20 protein-coding genes and 1 tRNA gene are annotated in these 19,746 nt (G+C 27.7%); 10 read left to right on the forward strand and 11 right to left on the reverse strand.

Going from position 1 to position 19,746, the window contains the following annotated elements; translation table 11 throughout:
* Positions 1 to 158: 158 nt before the first annotated feature.
* Both CNEONATNEC86_RS12210 and CNEONATNEC86_RS12215 read right to left on the reverse strand, forming a co-directional pair.
* Positions 159 to 233 (reverse strand) — tRNA-Gly (locus tag CNEONATNEC86_RS12210).
* 45 nt (positions 234 to 278) lie between these two features.
* On the reverse strand, positions 279 to 959 hold the full coding sequence (locus CNEONATNEC86_RS12215; protein ID WP_159136119.1) for a nuclease-related domain-containing protein: 681 nt from the start codon (positions 957 to 959) through the stop codon (positions 279 to 281).
* A gap of 765 nt (positions 960 to 1,724) precedes the next feature.
* Between CNEONATNEC86_RS12215 and CNEONATNEC86_RS12220 the strand changes: the two genes are divergently transcribed.
* Complete coding sequence (locus CNEONATNEC86_RS12220; RefSeq protein ID WP_159136120.1) at positions 1,725 to 3,206, forward strand: aldehyde dehydrogenase family protein; 1,482 nt, start codon at positions 1,725 to 1,727, stop codon at positions 3,204 to 3,206.
* Between the two features lie 310 nt (positions 3,207 to 3,516).
* On the opposite strand, the gene CNEONATNEC86_RS12225 is transcribed toward CNEONATNEC86_RS12220, so the two are convergent.
* The gene (locus CNEONATNEC86_RS12225) at positions 3,517 to 4,083 is read right to left on the reverse strand and encodes a Uma2 family endonuclease (RefSeq protein ID WP_159116437.1); all 567 of its coding nucleotides are present in this window, start codon (positions 4,081 to 4,083) and stop codon (positions 3,517 to 3,519) included.
* A 972-nt stretch (positions 4,084 to 5,055) separates the two neighbouring features.
* Positions 5,056 to 5,712 (reverse strand): DedA family protein, encoded by a 657-nt coding sequence (locus CNEONATNEC86_RS12230; protein ID WP_159136121.1) that lies wholly within the window; start codon positions 5,710 to 5,712, stop codon positions 5,056 to 5,058.
* Positions 5,713 to 6,107: 395 nt separating this feature from the next.
* On the opposite strand from CNEONATNEC86_RS12230, the gene CNEONATNEC86_RS12235 reads away from it, so the two are divergent.
* The 5 genes from CNEONATNEC86_RS12235 to CNEONATNEC86_RS12255 all read left to right on the forward strand — a co-directional run bounded on the left by CNEONATNEC86_RS12235 (position 6,108) and on the right by CNEONATNEC86_RS12255 (position 9,929).
* The gene (locus tag CNEONATNEC86_RS12235; RefSeq protein WP_058295472.1) at positions 6,108 to 6,653 is read left to right on the forward strand and encodes an RNA polymerase sigma factor; all 546 of its coding nucleotides are present in this window, start codon (positions 6,108 to 6,110) and stop codon (positions 6,651 to 6,653) included.
* Entirely contained in the window at positions 6,646 to 6,894 is a 249-nt protein-coding gene (locus tag CNEONATNEC86_RS12240) for a hypothetical protein (protein ID WP_058295473.1), read from the forward strand. The genes CNEONATNEC86_RS12235 and CNEONATNEC86_RS12240 overlap by 8 nt, the downstream gene beginning before the upstream one ends.
* Positions 6,895 to 7,023: 129 nt before the next feature.
* A complete protein-coding gene (locus tag CNEONATNEC86_RS12245) occupies positions 7,024 to 7,974 on the forward strand; it encodes a zinc ribbon domain-containing protein (RefSeq protein WP_159136122.1) in 951 nt (316 codons plus the stop codon).
* Positions 7,974 to 8,525, forward strand: coding sequence for a phosphatase PAP2 family protein (locus CNEONATNEC86_RS12250; protein ID WP_125149811.1), 552 nt, complete (start codon positions 7,974 to 7,976; stop codon positions 8,523 to 8,525). Before CNEONATNEC86_RS12245 ends, CNEONATNEC86_RS12250 begins: the two co-directional genes overlap by 1 nt.
* A 405-nt stretch (positions 8,526 to 8,930) precedes the next feature.
* Complete coding sequence (locus CNEONATNEC86_RS12255) at positions 8,931 to 9,929, forward strand: linear amide C-N hydrolase (RefSeq protein WP_159136123.1); 999 nt, start codon at positions 8,931 to 8,933, stop codon at positions 9,927 to 9,929.
* A gap of 503 nt (positions 9,930 to 10,432) precedes the next feature.
* Here the strand turns inward: CNEONATNEC86_RS12255 and CNEONATNEC86_RS12260 are convergent.
* Both CNEONATNEC86_RS12260 and CNEONATNEC86_RS12265 read right to left on the reverse strand, forming a co-directional pair.
* On the reverse strand, positions 10,433 to 11,479 hold the full coding sequence (locus CNEONATNEC86_RS12260) for a MupG family TIM beta-alpha barrel fold protein (RefSeq protein WP_058295477.1): 1,047 nt from the start codon (positions 11,477 to 11,479) through the stop codon (positions 10,433 to 10,435).
* Between the two features lie 22 nt (positions 11,480 to 11,501).
* Positions 11,502 to 12,923: a PTS transporter subunit EIIC gene (locus CNEONATNEC86_RS12265; RefSeq protein WP_058295478.1), complete on the reverse strand. Its 1,422-nt coding sequence runs from the start codon at positions 12,921 to 12,923 to the stop codon at positions 11,502 to 11,504.
* Positions 12,924 to 13,384: 461 nt separating this feature from the next.
* On the opposite strand from CNEONATNEC86_RS12265, the gene murQ reads away from it, so the two are divergent.
* The 3 genes from murQ to CNEONATNEC86_RS12280 all read left to right on the forward strand — a co-directional run bounded on the left by murQ (position 13,385) and on the right by CNEONATNEC86_RS12280 (position 15,684).
* On the forward strand, positions 13,385 to 14,299 hold the full coding sequence (murQ, locus tag CNEONATNEC86_RS12270; RefSeq protein WP_058295479.1) for an N-acetylmuramic acid 6-phosphate etherase: 915 nt from the start codon (positions 13,385 to 13,387) through the stop codon (positions 14,297 to 14,299).
* Between the two features lie 70 nt (positions 14,300 to 14,369).
* The gene (locus CNEONATNEC86_RS12275) at positions 14,370 to 15,206 is read left to right on the forward strand and encodes a MurR/RpiR family transcriptional regulator (protein ID WP_058295480.1); all 837 of its coding nucleotides are present in this window, start codon (positions 14,370 to 14,372) and stop codon (positions 15,204 to 15,206) included.
* 124 nt (positions 15,207 to 15,330) lie between these two features.
* Positions 15,331 to 15,684, forward strand: a complete 354-nt coding sequence (locus tag CNEONATNEC86_RS12280) for a hypothetical protein (RefSeq protein ID WP_058295481.1) — start codon at positions 15,331 to 15,333, stop codon at positions 15,682 to 15,684.
* A gap of 130 nt (positions 15,685 to 15,814) precedes the next feature.
* Here the strand turns inward: CNEONATNEC86_RS12280 and CNEONATNEC86_RS12285 are convergent, their stop codons facing one another.
* From CNEONATNEC86_RS12285 to CNEONATNEC86_RS12300, 4 genes are all read right to left on the reverse strand, one after another.
* On the reverse strand, positions 15,815 to 16,999 hold the full coding sequence (locus CNEONATNEC86_RS12285; protein ID WP_058295482.1) for a M20 metallopeptidase family protein: 1,185 nt from the start codon (positions 16,997 to 16,999) through the stop codon (positions 15,815 to 15,817).
* A gap of 332 nt (positions 17,000 to 17,331) precedes the next feature.
* Positions 17,332 to 17,703: a YkvA family protein gene (locus CNEONATNEC86_RS12290; RefSeq protein WP_058295483.1), complete on the reverse strand. Its 372-nt coding sequence runs from the start codon at positions 17,701 to 17,703 to the stop codon at positions 17,332 to 17,334.
* Between the two features lie 33 nt (positions 17,704 to 17,736).
* Positions 17,737 to 18,183: a hypothetical protein gene (locus tag CNEONATNEC86_RS12295; RefSeq protein ID WP_058295484.1), complete on the reverse strand. Its 447-nt coding sequence runs from the start codon at positions 18,181 to 18,183 to the stop codon at positions 17,737 to 17,739.
* Between the two features lie 139 nt (positions 18,184 to 18,322).
* On the reverse strand, positions 18,323 to 18,598 hold the full coding sequence (locus tag CNEONATNEC86_RS12300) for an MFS transporter (RefSeq protein WP_058295485.1): 276 nt from the start codon (positions 18,596 to 18,598) through the stop codon (positions 18,323 to 18,325).
* A gap of 162 nt (positions 18,599 to 18,760) precedes the next feature.
* Between CNEONATNEC86_RS12300 and CNEONATNEC86_RS12305 the strand changes: the two genes are divergently transcribed.
* Positions 18,761 to 19,009, forward strand: a complete 249-nt coding sequence (locus CNEONATNEC86_RS12305; RefSeq protein WP_353885336.1) for a type 2 periplasmic-binding domain-containing protein — start codon at positions 18,761 to 18,763, stop codon at positions 19,007 to 19,009.
* Positions 19,010 to 19,183: 174 nt separating this feature from the next.
* Here the strand turns inward: CNEONATNEC86_RS12305 and CNEONATNEC86_RS12310 are convergent, their stop codons facing one another.
* Positions 19,184 to 19,684: a hypothetical protein gene (locus CNEONATNEC86_RS12310; RefSeq protein ID WP_058295486.1), complete on the reverse strand. Its 501-nt coding sequence runs from the start codon at positions 19,682 to 19,684 to the stop codon at positions 19,184 to 19,186.
* Between the last annotated feature and the right edge of the window lie 62 nt (positions 19,685 to 19,746).

Genomic DNA, 19,746 nt, shown 5'->3' on the forward strand with positions numbered 1-19,746 from the left:
CTATATTAAAATTATATCCTATATTATTTATCTTTAAAACTTATTTTACAACTTGTTATAAAAAAGAACCTGCTGTTACGCAAGTTCTAATTTACAAATTTTTTATACCAACTTTATTATATTGTTTCTCCAAACTTTTCATAATATCACATCAAGTTTGGAGCGGCAGACGGGACTCGAACCCGCAACGTTCACCTTGGGAAGGTGACACTCTACCATTGAGTCACTGCCGCATAATATTAACTACACTTTTATATTACTCTTGTCCATTTTCAAAATCAATCCTTTTCACCAAAATATAGGTTTTCATCATTTTTAATTTTTTCTGAAGCATTAGTATATTTCTTAAGTTTAGAATAAATCTCCTGGATCTCGTCCTTAGATAAAATCTCAGGAGAATTTTTTATGACTGTTTTTAATATTTTTGCAAGATCTTTTCTATTAAATACATAAACATCATTGCTTTTAATTGTTACAACCTTAAGAGTACATCTCTGACTAAAAACTATAAGTGATTTCATTTTATTTTCATGAATATTTAAAACTTTAGCCAAAGATTTTATATGAGTCTTATTTTGAAATACAGGATTATAAAATTTTTCTTTCTTATTGCCACTATAAACCTGTGTCCAGTATCTATGACTTTCATCTCCATATATCCATCCACTATAATTTTTAGATTCAATAACAAAGACGCCATAAGGACATATATATATTACATCAATTTCAGTTGTTTCATGATCATTTTTTGGAATATATACATTAACAGCCATTCTATGTTCAATATCGAATCTTTCAAGTTCTTCAACTGTTAAAAATTCACCATATTTACCTTTGTCATTCATTACTTCGTTATATGTGTTACCAGTCAAATCTTTATAATTACTATTATGATATTCATATCTGTTTACCAAATATACAAATATCATAGCTACTGCTAAAAAAATTAATAAATACATCCAACACCCCTATCTAAAATTTCTATTATACCATAGCAATATTATACCATAATTTTACATTAAAATAAAAAAGTCTTTGGGATGCTTTTCTTTATTAATTTATAAAAATCATAAAAATAAGAGAATCAATAAAGATTCTCTAAAAACACATAAAAATAACACACATATTAAAATTAATGCTTATTTTAATTTTTCTCACATATCTTCATTATTTAACTTTTTATCATTTTCTTTGAAATCTATACTTTTTTTCAAGTTTCCATATAAGGTATTATCAAATGTACCACAGAACAAAAGCTTTTCTAAGCCGTTTTATAGCTTAATAATACTTCGGAAACATCAAAGTACTCTGGTGTTCCCGAGGTATTATTTTAGTTTTAAAACATTTTACTATATCAAAATTTGTTTCATTGATTTATTTTGTTTAAAAGCCAAACCATATTATTAATAAATCTAAAAAAAGAACCTGCCTTAGCACAAATTCCATTTCCATAATTAATATAAACTAAATTCAAAACTACATTTTAGCAAAATAAATTATTAACAAATTTCTACATATTATAGCTAATTCTTATTAAATAATAAAAAATATTAAATATATACATTTGCATGACTCCCCTATATTTCAGGGTTTAAATACAATAATTTCTATTTTTAAACATTGTTAAATAATTAATTCAATTGTATTAAATTAAATTGTATGCTATACTTAGTTCATAGAAAAAATGTAAATAAAACATAATTTTAAGAAAAAAGGTGATTATTATGAAAGTTAACTTTCAAGAAAAATATAAATTATTTATTGGTGGTCAGTGGCAAGATGCCTCAGACAAAGCTACAATAAAAACTTACAATCCAGCTACTGGTGAATTTTTAGCTGAAATTGCAGATGCATCAGAAAAAGATGTAGATGATGCGGTAAAAGCTGCAAGAAAAGCTTTTGCTACATGGAGTAAAACTACTCCAGTTGAAAGAGCAGCTGTATTAAATAAAATTGCTGATATTATTGATGAAAATGCAGAATATCTAGCTACTGTAGAAACTATGGATAATGGAAAACCAATTAGAGAAACATCAGGTGCTGATATTCCATTAGCTTCAGATCATTTTAGATATTTTGCAGGAGTTATTCGTGCAGATGAAGGCTCATCATCAATGATAGACGAAAATACTTTAAATATAATCTTAAGAGAACCACTTGGTGTTGTAGGACAAATAGTTCCTTGGAATTTCCCATTTTTAATGGCTGCCTGGAAACTAGCTCCAGTATTAGCTGCAGGAGACGTTTCAGTTTTTAAGCCATCAAGCAGCACTTCGCTAAGTGTATTAGAGCTTATGAGATTAATACAAAATGTTATTCCAAGTGGCGTAATCAATGTAATTACAGGTAAGGGCTCAAAGAGCGGTGAATACTTACAACATAATAAAGGAATTGATAAATTAGCATTTACAGGATCTACAGAAGTTGGTAGACAAATTGGACTTGCTGCTGCAGAGCGTATCATCCCTGCTACTTTAGAGCTTGGAGGAAAATCTGCTAATATCTTCTTCAGTGATGCAAATATGGACCTTGCACTAGAAGGAATTCAATTAGGTATTTTATTCAATCAAGGACAAGTTTGTTCAGCTGGCTCTAGAATCTTTGTACAAGAAGATTTTTATGATGAATTTATGGGAAAAGCAATTGCTGCTTTTGAAAAAGTTAAAGTTGGAAATCCATTAGATCCTAACACTCAAATGGGTGCCCAAGTTAGTGAAGCTCAACTTAAGAAAATTCTTAATTATATAGAAATAGGTAAGCAAGAAGGTGCTAAAGTAGCCACTGGTGGTGAAAGATTCATTGAAGGTGATGCTAAGAATGGATACTTTATGAAACCTACATTACTTACAGATGTAACTAATGATATGAGAGTCGCTAGAGAAGAAATCTTTGGTCCAGTTGGAGTTGTTATTAAATTTAAGACTGAGGAAGAAGTTATTGCCATGGCAAATGATAGTGACTACGGTCTAGGTGGCGGAGTATTTACTACAAACTTAAATCGTGCAATAAGAGTTGCTAGAGGTATAAGAACTGGCCGTGTATGGGTTAACACTTATAATACATTCCCTGCTGGAGCAACTTTTGGTGGATATAAAGAATCAGGAATCGGCAGAGAAACTCATAAAACTATATTAGAAGCTTATACTCAAAAGAAAAATATTATAGTTAATTTAGCTGAAATCCCTGGTGGAATGTACGTAAAATAATATAAATTTTAAAAACTTACTTTTCACCAAATATATTCTTTATTATATTTATCATTTTGTGAATAATAATTTTATAAGTCTAATAGAAATGGCTGTTATTAACGGTTGATAAATCCGTTAATAACAGCCATCTTTTCATATTTTTTATGTTTTTAAACTTTTATAACTTTCTTGAAAATTTCATCTATATTATAAAAAACAGCTGATTTTATATTTTTTCTATATTTTATAAAATCAGCTTTATAACTAAAAAAAGCAAATAAGACTATTTTAATTTAATCTTATCTGCTTTTCCTGCTTATAAAAATATTTAGTTAAATAACTTTTCTATATCTACTTCAAACTCTTCTATAAGTTTAGATTTAACAACTCCAACTTCTGTTTTCACTATTGTTTGTTCATATACATTTTCTTTATTTAAAGAATATAGCATAACCGTATTTAATATAGGATTAACTATCCAATATTCTTTTACTCCATATTTCATATATAAATTTAACTTAGTTACTAAATCATGTGATTGATTTGATGGACTCAAAATTTCTATTATTAAACTAGGAACTCCTATATATTTATTTTCAGTAAAACCACTTTTGTCACATATTACACATAAATCTGGTATTACCAGCCTTTCACCTTCTATGTCATCCCTTTTTAATACTATATGAAATGGAGCATGAAAAACTTCACAACTCTTTTCTTCTAAAATATTAAATAATTTTGCATGTAATTTACTAGAAATTCTCTGATGCTTTGTAGATGGAGATGGTGACATACATATTACACCATCAATATATTCTAATATCTCTTTACTTTGTTCTTTTATTTTCAAAAATTCATCATAAGATACAACAAGATTTTTTGCTAATGGTGCCATAATTATCACTCCTTTAAATAGCCGCTCAAATATAATCTTTTCTATATTATATCCTATTTTTCATCTTTCTTAAAGTAAATAATCTACTGTAGCCATGACTATATCAAATACCTAGTATACCTTAAACTTATTTCTTTAAGATTTCTTGTTTATGTTTAAAGTGCTTCATCTGAATAATCATATTCTTTCCATATTTAAACTATAAACAGAAAATTTTCTACTATTTCTTCATTTTCTAAATTTTTATTATTTTCTAAGTTTTATCATTTTTCTTTAAAATCTAAACTTTTTATAAACATACTGACTTTTATAAATATATTAATAAAAAAGATAAATATAAATTTTTTCATTATTATCATCTTTTCATTAAAATATTTAAAATTTGCTGCATTATTATTATATTGTATATGATTCTTGAAAATTTCACGTTTCTTTATCATAATATATAAAATCTAAAAAAGAACCTGCTTTTACACAAGTTCTTTTTCATTAACTGCTTTTAATTGCTTAAAATATATCTAAGGCTAATATCATTTAATATGCCAAAATATCTTTAACTCTCTCTTTATTCATTTCCTTTGCACGATTCATAGCTTAAACACTTTGATGCTTTTCCCAGTTACATATTTATATCATATTATTATCAGATACATTTATCATTTTTAATGATGACATGACTATTAAAGCTCACTCCTTAATATTTTATAAAAAATGACTGTATCAAATTATTTTTTGATACAGTCATTTTTATTTTGTCAAAAACAGATAGTTTTATATCTCTCTACTATATTTCTTTTTACTTTAGCCAACAGGTACAAATCCTGAAAGGTTCTCTTCCTGTTCTTCAAGGCTCATGTTAATATAAATTTTAAATTGTTCTCCATAATATGTTAAGATAATCTTTTTTCATGAAGCATGGCTATGTAGCATTAGATTTGTCAGAATATTAATCACAACATTATATATTTAACTTTATTGTATTTCTGGAGTTTCTTTATTAAACTTAGTTTTTAAGAAGCCAATTATAGCTGGCATTATTGATATAATTATTATTGCCATTATAACAATTGTGAAGTTATTTTTAACTGCTGGAATATTTCCAAAAAAATACCCAAGGCTTGATACTAATAATACCCAGCATATCCCCCCTATTGCATTAAATGATATAAAATTTTTATAATGCATTTTTCCTATACCAGCTACAAAGGGTGCTAAAGTCCTGACTATTGGAATAAATCTTGCAACGATTATAGTCTTTCCACCATATTTTTCATAGAATTTATTTGTTTTATCTAAATGTTCCTGCTTTATAAGCCTGCCATTCCCAACTTTGATTATCTTATTTCCAAATCCTCTGCCTATTTCATAATTTACAGTATCACCCAAAATTGCCGCTATAATTAAAATAGCTACTAATATATGAATATTAAGCATTCCTATAGCTGCAAATGTTGCTGCTGCAAATATTAATGAATCCCCAGGCAAAAATGGGGTGACTACCAAACCTGTCTCTAAAAATATTATTAAAAATAATATTAAATATGTTTCAAAACCATAATTATTTATTACTAGCCCAAGATATTTATCAAGATGTAAAAATATGTCTATAACATAAGTTAATGTATTCATTTTTTCTCCTTCTCCTTCTAATTTTATAACTACCACATAGAATTTTATTACTTAAAATCTAAATATACCAATATACTTCCTATACTCTACATTTTACTACATAACCTGTAAGTACATTTCTTAAAGTTCTATTAATTTTTAACCTTTCTTTGATTTTTAAAATATTCTAATACTTTCCTCCAATCTAAATTTCTTTATGTTTATTACACGTATAAAATAAGAAAAGGTTGATATTTTTTATTATAATTATGCCTTATAATATTAAAATAGTGAAAATTAAAACTATCATATAGTCTATAACTAAGTTGAATATTATTAAATTAGAATATTATTAAATACTTATCAACTTTTTTAAATCTGCAACGTGTAATTAATTAGAAACGGGGGATGAAATATTGGATGAAACAAAGTTAATACAAAATTGCCAAAAGGGTGAAAAACAAGCTTTTAATGAACTTATTAAATTCTATTACCCTTATCTTTCTAAATTTCTCTTAAAGCTTACGAGTGATCAGGTTTTAAGTGAAGATTTATTACAAGAGACTTTTATGAAAGTTATTAGAAATATCGAAAAATTTGATATTTATGGCAAAGCTACTTTCTCCACATATATTCTAACAATTGCAAGGAACTGCTATATAGATTATTTAAGAAAAAATATAAATATGAACTTAGATATTTATGAATTAGATGTTGATGATGGTATTAATCTTGAAAATACCGTACTAAATCATATTGAGGTGTCTGAAATTCTCAAAGAAATGGATAAGCTTCCATATGAACAGGCAGAAGCCATAAAAATGAAGTATTTAGAACAGCTTACTCTAAAAGAAATCGCTGAAAAATTTAAAACAGAACCTAAAACCATAAAGAGTAGAATACATAGTGGAATAACAAAGCTAAATAAAATTTTGCATACAGGAGGAAAAAAATATGGATGAGGATTTGAACAAGTTACTACTAAATCTTGATAATGAAATTGAAAGAAAATGTTATCAGATAAAAGAAAAGAAAAAAGATGAAAAAGCAAAAAAACTATTTATGCTTGTCGCTTTTTTATTCTTAACTATACCATTTTTATTTGTTTTTATGGGAATTAATATTTTAATAGTTTGTTTTCCAGTTATGTTGTTTTTAATGATTTCTACAATTATTCTTTCACCGATTATATTAAGAATCTGAATTAAAATATATTCTACTTTTTATAATTTCTATTTTTATTAATACAGTACATCAAATTTATTATAAATATAATTTGATTACAAATTTAAATTTGTAATATATATATATTAGCAAAGGGGAGATTTATAAATGAAAAATATTGACCGATTTATCGATAAGCTTAATTTTAAAAAAATAACTGTTGCATATATAATATGTGCATTCGTTGTTGGAATATTTTCTATTTCCTTTTTAGGGTATAAATTTAAAGAAAAGATTATTTTTGCCATAAATTATAACAAAATTAGTGAGAAATTTGAGGATGAAAAAATTGGAACTGATTCTATAACTGCTGATATTATTGACTTTGCAAATAAGTCAACTGATATTGCAGATATTTTAATAATAAATAAAGATAATAGGGTTTTATTCTCTGCTAAAAACTCACAATTCAATCAATCTGAATTTAATTTAGAATTATCTAAAAAAGATGAAAGAACTTCATATTTAACTTTAGCTAATGATTCTAATATAAACTTTAAATTGGTAAAATCCGAAGAACTTATTTTAAGAGCAGCTTTTCTTGGTAATGAAAAAGAAATAGAACATGATCATAATAATGAAATATTTTTTAGAAACAATTTTAATAATGAAAAGCTGTACTTATTAAGTTATAGTGCTAATAAAAGCACTGGAGATAAAATCTATTTTATCAGTGACATACATCCAATTCAAAATGCTGAAATGTATATAAAAATTGTCTGCGCTGCTGCTATGCTTTTCTTTATGATGTATTGGGTTTTACTTTCTATTTTCATATATCAAAATGCAAAAAAATCAAAATTAAGTCCTGCCTTATGGGGAATAATTACATTGTTCACAAACTTAGCTGGGGTCTTTGTTTATTTAATCTACAAGCAAAATAATCAAAGTTGCTTTAAATGTGGTGCAGTTCAAAGTAAAAATAATATTTATTGTATCCATTGTGGAACAAAAATAAGTAACACTTGTAATAAATGTGGCCACGTGGTAAACAAAGGAGATAAGTTCTGTAATAATTGTGGTAATGAACTTCCATCTGAAGAAAAGAGTGATGAATAATGGAAACAATATTAAATATAGATAACTTTATATTGGAATTTATTAGACTTAATATACAGAATAATATACTAGATAAGATAATGCCTTTAATCACAAAATTAGGAGATATGAGTATTCTCTGGCTTATAATTTCTTTTATTTTTTTAATAAATAAGACATATAGAAAGTATGGAATATTAATAATAGCTTCATTGATACTTTGCATAGTTGTATGTAATTTAATCATGAAACCACTATTTGCAAGAGTTAGACCTTGTGATGCAAATAGTATAATGAATTTATTAATCTCTAGACCAAAAGATTTCTCATTTCCTTCTGGACATACTATGTCTTCCTTTGCAGCTGCAACTATAATCTTTAGTGCAAATACAAAATTAGGAGTAATTTCTCTATTAGCTGCTACGTTAATAGGATTTTCAAGACTTTATTTATACGTTCACTATCCCTCCGATGTATTAGTTGGATTATTCATTGGAGTTTTCTTAAGTATATTTACACTATATATATCCAAATTAACTTTCATAAATAATTTATTAGCTATGCATAGTTAATAATATTTGAAGAATTTCTATATCTAAGTAGCATAAAATTACTTTAATTTCAGATAATACTTTTGGTTTTCTGCCAAAAATAAAAAAATCGCCAAGGCGGCTATGATATAGTCTTCTATAAAAATGCGAATCAAATAGAATACAATAGCTTTTATAAAATGTAATTCTGCCATCTTCGGCTTATCTTTATTACAATATAAAATGTTTGTTCTAGGCCTTACATGGTTTTATATACAAAATGGAACTTTATTACCCATGGAAGTATATCTATAAATATATAGCCATTTTATTTATAGAATTTATTCCTTTAAGAGCATAAATTTATATGCTTAAATACGGTCTACCACACACCTACCTTTCTAAGGTCTGGTTATTTAAATAAAGTATAGGAGGCAGATAATTAACATGTGCACAGCAATGACGCTACAATCAAAACAGTCGGAAAACTTTTTTGGCAGAACCATGGATTTTTCTTATGATATTGATCCTGAGCTTTATATTGTACCTAAATATTATGTACGGAACAATGCTCTTAACATGCATAAATCTTATAATCCCTATAGTTTTATAGGAATCGGACAGGAAATAGATGGAATCCTTGCCTTTTTTGATGGGGTGAATGAAAAAGGATTTGCAGCTGCAACATTATATTTTGCAGGTTATGCAAAATACAAAACTCAATCAAACTATATTGATAAGGAACCTATTTCATCTTTAGATTTTCTCGATTATATTTTAGGAAGATGTGGTTCAGTAAAAGAACTTAAAGAAATCCTACTAGAAATATGTATTGTAGGTTTTGAAGATCCAGTAACACATACAGTCGCACCTTTACATTGGATTGCCACAGATAAAAGCGGAGAGTGTATTGTTATTGAACAAACAGAAAAAGGTCTACAGATATTCCAGAATCAAATTGGAGTTATGACCAACAGTCCTGATTTTCAGTGGCATATGACTAATTTAAGAAATTACATGGATGTATCACCAACACAAAACGATGATGCATACTGGGGAAAAATTAATTTACAACCATTTGGTCAGGGTGGAGGAACTGTGCAGTTGCCAGGAGGTTACACGTCCCCAGAAAGATTTGTAAGAACAGCATATCAAAAAACACATATTCAGACACCTAATAACAGTTTAGAGGCAATAAACGCATGTTTTCATATTATGGAAAGTGTTTCTATTCCAAAAGGAGTAGTAATAACAAATAGAGCTACTTATGACTATACAAAATATACTGCCTTTATTAATACAAATACTTGTGAATATTTCTTTAAAACTTATGACAATACCAATATTACAAGTGTATGCCTTTGGGAGAACTACAAAGATAGTGCTAAGCCAATCTCCTTAGGAAAGTTAAAACGTCAAGTTAAGTTTGAAAAAATACAAAAATGAAGTACTCATTCCTATTTGTAAATTGCTGCTTTTTAATACACTCCTTTTTTATTCTGCTATAAGATAAAGCTTTCTATAAATGTCTAAAAACTAAAATAAACCACGACCATATGTAAGCAGCTATTAAAGCTACATACTTATTTTCGTGGTTTTAATGGTGAAGGTGAAGCACAATTAACCTCTCTCCTATATTTAATTATCTAATTTTAGTAAAAGCATTATTTATGATACGATTCACCATATCAGTAATAGTTGATGTAAAGAAATCACTAAGTCACATTTAGATGATTATAACAACGATGGCTCGAATGAAAAACAAGAATTACGAAACATGAACTGTCACTTTAGATTGTGACGATTTGCCTTTCTTAGAAATAACCAGTTGGCTTTATTCTCCATCACCTATGACACCTCGTCCGCATATTAGTCTTTATTATAATTTCTAAGAAAATAAAAAATCACTACATTCTTTATAAAATGTAGTGATTTCATCCTTTTAGACTTTATATTAATTTGAATCCCATACCATCAGTAATGTAATCTAAGTATTTTATATCTGAATGTATTACACATCCAATAATATTAACTTTAGGCTCTATATCAAGGTCTTTTCTTGCTATTTCTAGTTCACCAGAATATCTTAGATATTCTGAATTTCCAATGGATATGCTACCTTTTCTGCGTTCCTTAATATTATCTGGCGAAAATACTTTTCCTTGGGAACTAAATTCACGAGATTCCTGAGATCTAATTACATATTCACTTGAATCAGGTCTCTCATGGTGAATCATATTTTTTACAAATGAATATTTTTCATATATTTTAGTATTTAAAGATATATATCCTTCTGAAAGTTCCTTTAATTTAGTATAAGCTTCATCAGTACTATCTATATCTCCAATTAAGCATATATCAGTTTCAGCATCTTTTATTAATTGAAGTATATTAAATAATACATCTCCATTTCTATGTTCTTCTACTGTTGGAAGCCCCATATGAAGAGGCCCCCTTAATTCTTTATCTCCAGATACAAAAGCCATTGTAGTAATTCCTAAGTTCTTTAATCTTTCATTAATTTTAGCAACCTTTTTTAAAGATAGCCCAGTTAATGGTTTAGGATAAAAGTTATGACATGCATAAAACTTTGAAAAATCAGCATTTAACTTTTTTAATTCGTTTATATCTTTATCTAGTAGAGTTGATGCATTAAATACAATATTAAAATCTTTTGATAATTCAATTATTTCTTCATAGGTAAATCCATAATCTAAACGCAAATGAGTTATGCTTGTTTCCTTGAGTTGTTTAAAGTTATTAAATCCAAGCTTCTTTAATGTTCTTGGTCCTACGTCTACTATTAAATTAATTTTATTAGTATTACATAGGTTTAATAACTTCTTTACTTCAGCTTCATAATTCTCTAAATTTTCTTCAGGAATATGAAGAGATGTAAACGCATATTTTGCATTATTTTTAACAGCTTTTTCAATTATAATTTTATTTCTTTCATATCCTGTCCCAAGATATATTGATATACCAAATTCATTCATATTAAGCACCTTTTTCTATTATTTATTTTCCATAAACATCATCAATTCTTTGGTGATCAACTCCAAAGAAGTATGTTAATATGAAGCCTCCTATATAAGCTCCTACCATAGCAATTATATAAAAAAGTTGTGTTCCAGGTACAACTATTAATAATCCAAACAATCCTGATACTCCTTGTGATACTGTACCTAAATGGAATAGTGAAGCTAATATTCCGCCAAGTCCTGAACCTAAACAAGCAGTTATAAATGGTTTTCCTAGAGGAAGAGTTACTGCATACATCATTGGTTCTCCGATTCCTAATATACCAACAGGTAATGAATCTCTAGTTAATTGTTTTAATTTTTTATTTTTTGTTTTTAGATATAATGCAAAACCAGCACCAACTTGTCCTCCACCGGCCATCATAAGAATAGGTAATAAATAATTTATTCCTTGTGTTGCTCCATTCGGATCATTTAGCATAGCATGAATTGGAGTTAATGCTTGATGGAGTCCAACTGCTACTAAAGGTAGGAATCCAGCTGATAATATATATCCTCCAACAACCCCTAATTTATCATATATAAAGTTTAATATTACGAAAATTCCTGTAGTTAAGAATGCGCCTAGTGGTTGAAGTACTAATAATGTTACTAAACATCCAATAATAACTGTTAATAAAGGGGTGAAAAATGTTTGAAGTATATCTGGCATGATTTTTCTAATTTGACGTTCTAATAATGCAAAAAACATACCACTTATAAGTGCAGCTAAAAGTCCACCTGCTGCTGGATTAAATACTTTATTTGTAAGAGGTAGTATTACTTCTGCATCATTAAATTTTGCTAAAAGGGGCATTGCTGCATTTGCAATTGACATAGCGCCTGCCATAGCTCCAAGAACTGGAGAGCCCTTAAATTCTTTAGCAGCATTCATACCTACAAGTATAGGTAAATAAGCAAAAAGTGCCCATCCCATTGTTCTTATACATTCATACCACCATTGCCCACTTAAAGAGCCATGTGAAGATACATTAATAACATTTGTTATACCATTAATAAGTCCTGCTGCAATTATTCCTGGAAGTAAAGGTACAAATATATTAGCAATTTTTCTTAAGAAGACTTGTACAGGATTTGTCTGCTTTGCTTTATTAGCAGCCTTATTTTCTCTTGCAAGGTCTTCTGCATTTACTTCATCAGATGTTCCAAGAGCTATACCTGTTAATTCAGAAAATTCTTGACCAACTTTAGTTACCTTTCCTGGTCCAAAAACAATTTGTAAGGTATCAGATTCAACAACGCCCATAACTCCTTCTACTTTTTTTAGATTTTCTAAATCTACTTTAGATGAATCCTTTAAAGTAACACGAAGTCTTGTCATACATGTAGCATTTCCATAAACGTTATCTCTTCCACCTATTAAGGTTAAAACTTCTTTAGCAATTCTTTTATAATCCATAAATAACTCCTTTCTGCTACTTGACTAAATATATAGTAAACGTTGTCGGTGATGAAAATAATTTTACCAATATATTTATTTTTCAGTAACATTTACAAAATTTATTTTATAATTTTATTATAGTCTCTCATATGGTATTGTCAATAATATTTCAATAAAAAATATTATATATTAAAATATTATTTTATTTCTAAAGTTATATGTATAAATTTTATTTTTATTCCTAAATATAAAAAATATAGATTTTTTAAAATATATATTCTTATGCATCAACATATATAAAGTACTGTATATCTATCAATTTATATTAAATTACTATACTAGTTTTAAATTTTATATAATATGAAATTTAAAATTAGTATTTTCATAAATTTTCTTTTTGAAAAAATAATTACTTTTTTTATTTAATATATTGAAATTAAATTTTATTATTTATATAATAATAGCAAGGAGTGATGTTTATGAAAGTTGATTTAAATGTTCTTGATACAGAAACTATAAATGAAAATACTGTAAATATTGATACTATGAATACAAAAGACATTTTAACAACAATTAATTCTGAAGATAAAAAGATAACTTTTGCTGTAGAAAAAGCTATTCCAAGTATCGAAAAATTAATTGACTTAGCATATGAAAGAATGCTTCTGGGTGGTCGTATAATATATATTGGAGCTGGAACAAGTGGTAGACTAGGAGTTTTAGATGCTAGCGAGTGTCCCCCAACTTATGGTGTAGATCCATCATTAGTACAAGGTATAATTGCTGGTGGATATGAAGCATTATTAAAAGCTAAAGAAGGTGCTGAGGATTCATTAACTCTTGCTAAAGATGACCTAATTAAAATTAATCTAAATAAAAATGATACTGTTATAGGTCTTGCTGCAAGTGGAAGAACTCCTTATGTAGTTGCTGGATTAGATTATGCTAATGAAATTGGAGCTTTAACAGGAGCAATTTCATGTGTTCATAATTCCATAATAGGTAAACATGCAAAAGTATCTATAGAAGCTGTAACTGGTGCTGAAGTTATTACTGGAAGTACAAGAATGAAGGCTGGTACTGCTCAAAAGATGATTTTAAATATGATTTCTACATCTCTTATGATCAAACTTGGTAAGGTGTATCATAACTTAATGGTTGATGTTCAGCCTACTAATGAAAAATTAATAGAACGTGCTAAGAATATCATAGCTAAAAGCAGCGAATGTACTTTAGAAGAAGCAAATAAATATTTAATTGAAAGCGATTATAATGTTAAAATTGCAATTTGCATGGTTCTAACAAAGAAAGATAAAAATATATGTTCAAATATTTTAGCTAAAGAAAACGGTAATATATCTAATGCTATTAGAACAATAAAAAGTAATTCTTAATGTAAATTACAATAAAATTTGATACAATACATTATATAAAGATATATTTTAACTTAAGTGAGGTCTTAGTATGAGCTGTATTTATAAAATTAAAATTTGTGATAATCTAACCAAAAATGAAAAAAAACTTTCCACTTACATTTTAGAAAATGTTAATGAGGTAATTTATGACTCTATTCAGAGCATTGCATCTAAAACCAATACTTCCCCAGCTGCTATTATAAGATTTTCAAAAAAGCTTGGATATAATGGATTTAGTGAACTAAAAGTTGATCTTGCCAAAGATAACACCGATGAATTACCTTTATTTTCTGAAGAAATTTGTGCGAAAGATTCATTAAATACTATTGTAAAAAAGTCTATGACCTCCGATACTTCAACTGTCGAACAAACTTATAAGCTTTTAAAAATAGAAACTTTAGGAAATGCTGTTGAAGCAATGAAAAAAGCAAAAAAGATTTATTTATTTGGAATAAGTAGTTCTGGAATCTGTTGCTATGATTTAGCACAAAAATTATCTCGTATCGGATATGATGTAGTTTTCTTTAATGATTTTCATATGCAACTTGCTGCAACAACTTATATAACTAACGAAGATGTAGCGCTTGCTATAAGCTATAGTGGAAATACAAAAGAAGTAAATGTAGCTATGGAATATGCAAAAAGTCAAGGTGCGGCAACTATTGCAATAACTCAATTTATAAAAAGCCCATTATTAAAATTCTCAGATTTAGTTTTATATGTTCCTTCTCAAGAAAAAGATTTGAGGCTTGGTGCAGTTTCTTCAAGAAATGCATCTTTAATTCTAACTGATTTGTTATATTTAGGCATGATAAAAGATGATTTAGATGAATACAAGGATAATCTAATATCCTCCAGAAAATTGGTAAAGAAACTAAGAGTATAGTATATATTAATATTATGTAAGTATAGCCATTGCTTATGCTTAGCTATAAAAATTTGTTCATTTCATATAGCACGATTTTCCTTAATGATGAATATCATGTATCTGAAAGGAGATGATTTAGAAAATGCTATTAGACGGATTTGACTCTAGCAACAGCACACAAAATTTAAAAAGCAAATGCAAAAAATACTTATACTATAATGTTACTTTAATAATGTCAGATGGAAGCATATTTGATGGAATGATTGAAAATATAGATCAAGATCGTATTGTCATGTTGGTTGGCGAGGACGTAATTGATCTAGATGATGATGATGAATCTAATTATGATGGAAACAGACAGCATGGAAATGTTGGATTTCATCGTCGTCCACGAAGAAGATTTAGACGTTTTAGACGTAGATTTTTCCCATTCGCTAATGTGGCTGCATTAGAATTATTACCATTCTTTCCTCCACACCCTTATCTTTTTTATTAAGAAAAAGAGAGAGACTGTCGCATTAAAAAGTTTTCTACAATACATTGTAGAAAACTTTTTATTAGTTAGACAGCCTCTTTTATATATGAATTATTATTAGATTTTAACTATTACACCGAAAAATCATAATTTACTTATTATTTTTCAACCACATAATTGCACTATATGCATGCATAGCTGCTCCTGTAGGTAATATCTCTTCATTAAATACAACTTTAGGATTATGCATTGGCTTGCCATATAAAGCATTTTCCTCCTTTGTGCCTGCCCCTAACATGACATATAAACTTGGAACTTCATATGAATAAGAAGCAAAATCTTCTGAACCCATTCCTCCAGAGTTAAATAATATCACTGAATTTTCACCTACTAAATCCTTTATATAATCAGTAATTTCATGAGCTAAATTATTATCATTACTTAATGGAGGTACTGAAGATAATTCTATTAATTCAGCTTCTCCCCTAAACATCTTAGCAGTAGAAGTTACTATTTCATTCATTCTATTAAATATGAATTCACCTATTTCTTTATTTAAGCTTCTAATAGTACCTTCCATAATAACTTCTTTAGGTATTATGTTTGGAGCATCCCCTCCAGTAAATTTTCCTATAGTTATAACTGCTGATTCAGTAGCTGATATTTCTCTGCTTGTTATCTCCTGTAAACATATGTATATATGAGAAGCTATATTTATTGGGTCTACACCTAGCTCAGGCATAGCCCCATGACATCCAGTACCCTTTACAACAATTCTAAACCTGTTACACCCAGCTATACTAGTACCTAAGCCACATAATACTACATTTGAAGGTGTTCCTGAGTGGACATGCATTGCCATAGCTGCATCAACTTTAGGATTTGTAAGTACTCCTGCTTTTATCATCTTTTTAGCTCCAGTGAATCCTTCTTCATCTGGCTGGAATACTATTTTAACAGTTCCTTCTATTTGTTGTTGATTTTCTTTAAGTAATCTTGCGGCTCCTAAAAGCATTGCTGTATGCATATCATGGCCACAGGAATGCATACATCCATTAGTTGATTTAAAATTACATTCAGTTTCTTCACTCATTGGTAGTGCATCCATGTCAGCTCTTAATAAGAATGTCTTTCCTGGTTTAGGTCCTTCAATTGTTGCTACTATCCCACTTTCGCATATTTCTTCTGGATCATAACCAAACTCTTTTAACTTATTAATTACATACGTTTTAGTTTTTGACAATTCTGAGCCTACTTCAGGATTTCTGTGAATAGCTCTTCTATAACTTATAAGGTCATCCTTCAATAATTTAGCTTGATTCATTATTTCATTCATAACTCCACCTCATTTCATCTTAATTTTAAATATATTTTTTACTTTAATTTTAATATTAATTCATTAATATATTCAAGAGTTTCTATTAAACCATTTAATACAATGTGATAAACTAATCTTTTAATTTAATAATATTACTTAGCATATAATTTAAAAATTATTCTTATATATTAAATAACTTTTCATTAATATATTTTTATCATTTTTTAATTTTTAACTGCTTTCTTCATTTTTATTAAGAATCCGTTTTAAATCAATATTAATAAATACTATAAATAAAGTGAACATCTAAAAAAATGTCCACTTTATTTATAGTTTGTATAGTTTAACTGTTATTTAATAAATACTTTAATAAGTAATAAAGCTATCATTAACCATATTAATATGATTGGTATTGAAAAACACCATTTTTTAGTTTTCCCATTATTCCAGAGATTTTCTGCTTCATCTCTACATTTATTAAATATCTCTTTAGGTATAAATTTAACTGTTATTGCTATGAGTAGTGGAAGTAAGATTAAATCATCTAAAAAACCTATAATAGGTATAAAGTCTGGTATCAAATCAATAGGAGATAAAGCATATCCAACTGTAATTAAAGCAAAAACTTTTGCAATTATAGGTGTTTCTTTCTTTTTTAATGCAATGTATACAGCGGGTATGTCTAATTTTAATTTCTTTGCACTGCTTTTTAGATCTACCATCTTACTCTCCTAAATCTATATTATTGAAATCATTTATACAATATATTCAATATTATTTTCATCGCACCACTTAATAGCAATTTCTCTTTCTCTATATTCTCTATAATCATACCATTCACTTAAAAGATTTTTATCTTGAATTATTTTCCTTAAATCTTCTTCTTTTTCAATTTTATCTGGCATACTAATATCGCTAAAAGAATTACAAAACTCCATCATTATATTTAATTCGTATGACTCATCCTTTACAGGAAGCTGAATATAATCTTCTGGGTTCTCTTTTAAATCATGTAAATTAATTACAAGCTCTCTTTCCCACTCTTCAAGTTCATCAAGCCTTTTTATATCTTCTGCATTATAAGATGCTGTAGTAAAATCTTCTTTATAAATAATTACCCCAGTCTTTTTATTATAAAAATGATTTAATAATTCATTTTCAAATTCTATTGCCTCTATTACATCATTAAGTTCAACTTTCATTTTATTCTCCTTATATAAATTAGAAATGTTCTAATTTATAATTATACATAAAATTATAAACTAAGTCCATTTCCAAGATACTTAGTTTCTGCACAATTTATTCCAAGACTACGTGCTATCAAATAGCATAATTCCTCTGCTATCCAATTGCCTTTTGTTTGCTTTCTTGTGTTTTGATACGCATAATAATAAATACACCGCTAAGCATAATTAGAGCATTTCCAATTATATTCGCCATTCCATATGCAAATAGAATGATACTGATAACAGATATACTATACCCTGTTTCTTGACTCAGGTATTCTGATAAATAACTATAGACACCAAAGATTGAACCATTTAGCAACATTACACCTACAATCGAAATCCAAACATTCTTTTCTTTTAAAGCACCTAATTGTTCTCCATAAGACATCCTATGTTCTACTGGTGAAGTAGGAATAAACATGATGGTAGCTATTAATGCTAATCCATTTACTATTGCAAAAAATAACATAGCAATAGTAAGTGATGTTACATTAGCGATATAACTGTCAACAATGAGATTTCAGGCTGGTTAGGCAAAGATTTTGAAAAATTGAATGTTATTGCAACATACAATTTGATTTATAATGCTTCTTTAATGGTTGAAGAAGGAATAGGATATGCTCTATGTCTTGACAGACTTGTAAATACTACAGGCAATAGTCCTCTATGCTTCAAACCATTAGAGCCAAAATTAGAGGTTAATCTAGCAATGGTTTGGAAAAAGTATCAAATATTTTCACGTACATCAGAATATTTTTTAAAGTCTGTTAAGAATGAGATAGCACAATTAAAAAAATAAAGTCATGAAGCAAATTAAAATGTTCCCTAACTTGTAATGTGTTTATATTTATAATAGCTGATTGAAAAGAGCACTACTTTTTCTTTCCAGCAGTGCTCTTTTTTATTATTTACATATTCCCATTGTGTATGCCTTCCAGGCTATAGCCAATACATATTCATTTATTTATATAATTTAAATTCCCAAAATAGTTTGTCCTTGATCCCTTGAAAAAATCCCTTCTGCTCCATTAATAAGATAAATATATGCTATTATACTTATTAGATTACTAATAATAATATATATATTAGGTGCAAGTGAATAATTAATCTCTTGATTCAGCTTCCTTTTATATAAAATATTATATTTAGCAATGGCTATTCCTGTAGATATTAATTGAGCTATAAAGAAAATATACACTGCTTTTAAACCTGTTTTATCCGCTCTTGCAGCTGTATTATTTATATTATCATTATAATATTGACTAAAAATCAGTTCAATACCTTCTAGTGATGATCTATACAAAAAAATATATCCATAAATATTAATATATATTAATAATATTTGTAACCCTAATAACTCTAAAGTTTCAATATCACTTTCGCTCATTTCATAAAAATTTTCTGAACCATTGTTACACTCATCATATGTATCTCTATTCATTTTTTCATCATAGTTATATTTTTTATTTTTCATAAAATTATTTCCTGAATTAATGCTCATATATTATAGTATTTATACTTTCATTATTGGCGCCA

The sequence above is a fragment of the Clostridium neonatale genome (assembly GCF_900465025.1).
Classification (GTDB): Bacteria; Bacillota; Clostridia; order Clostridiales; family Clostridiaceae; genus Clostridium; species Clostridium neonatale.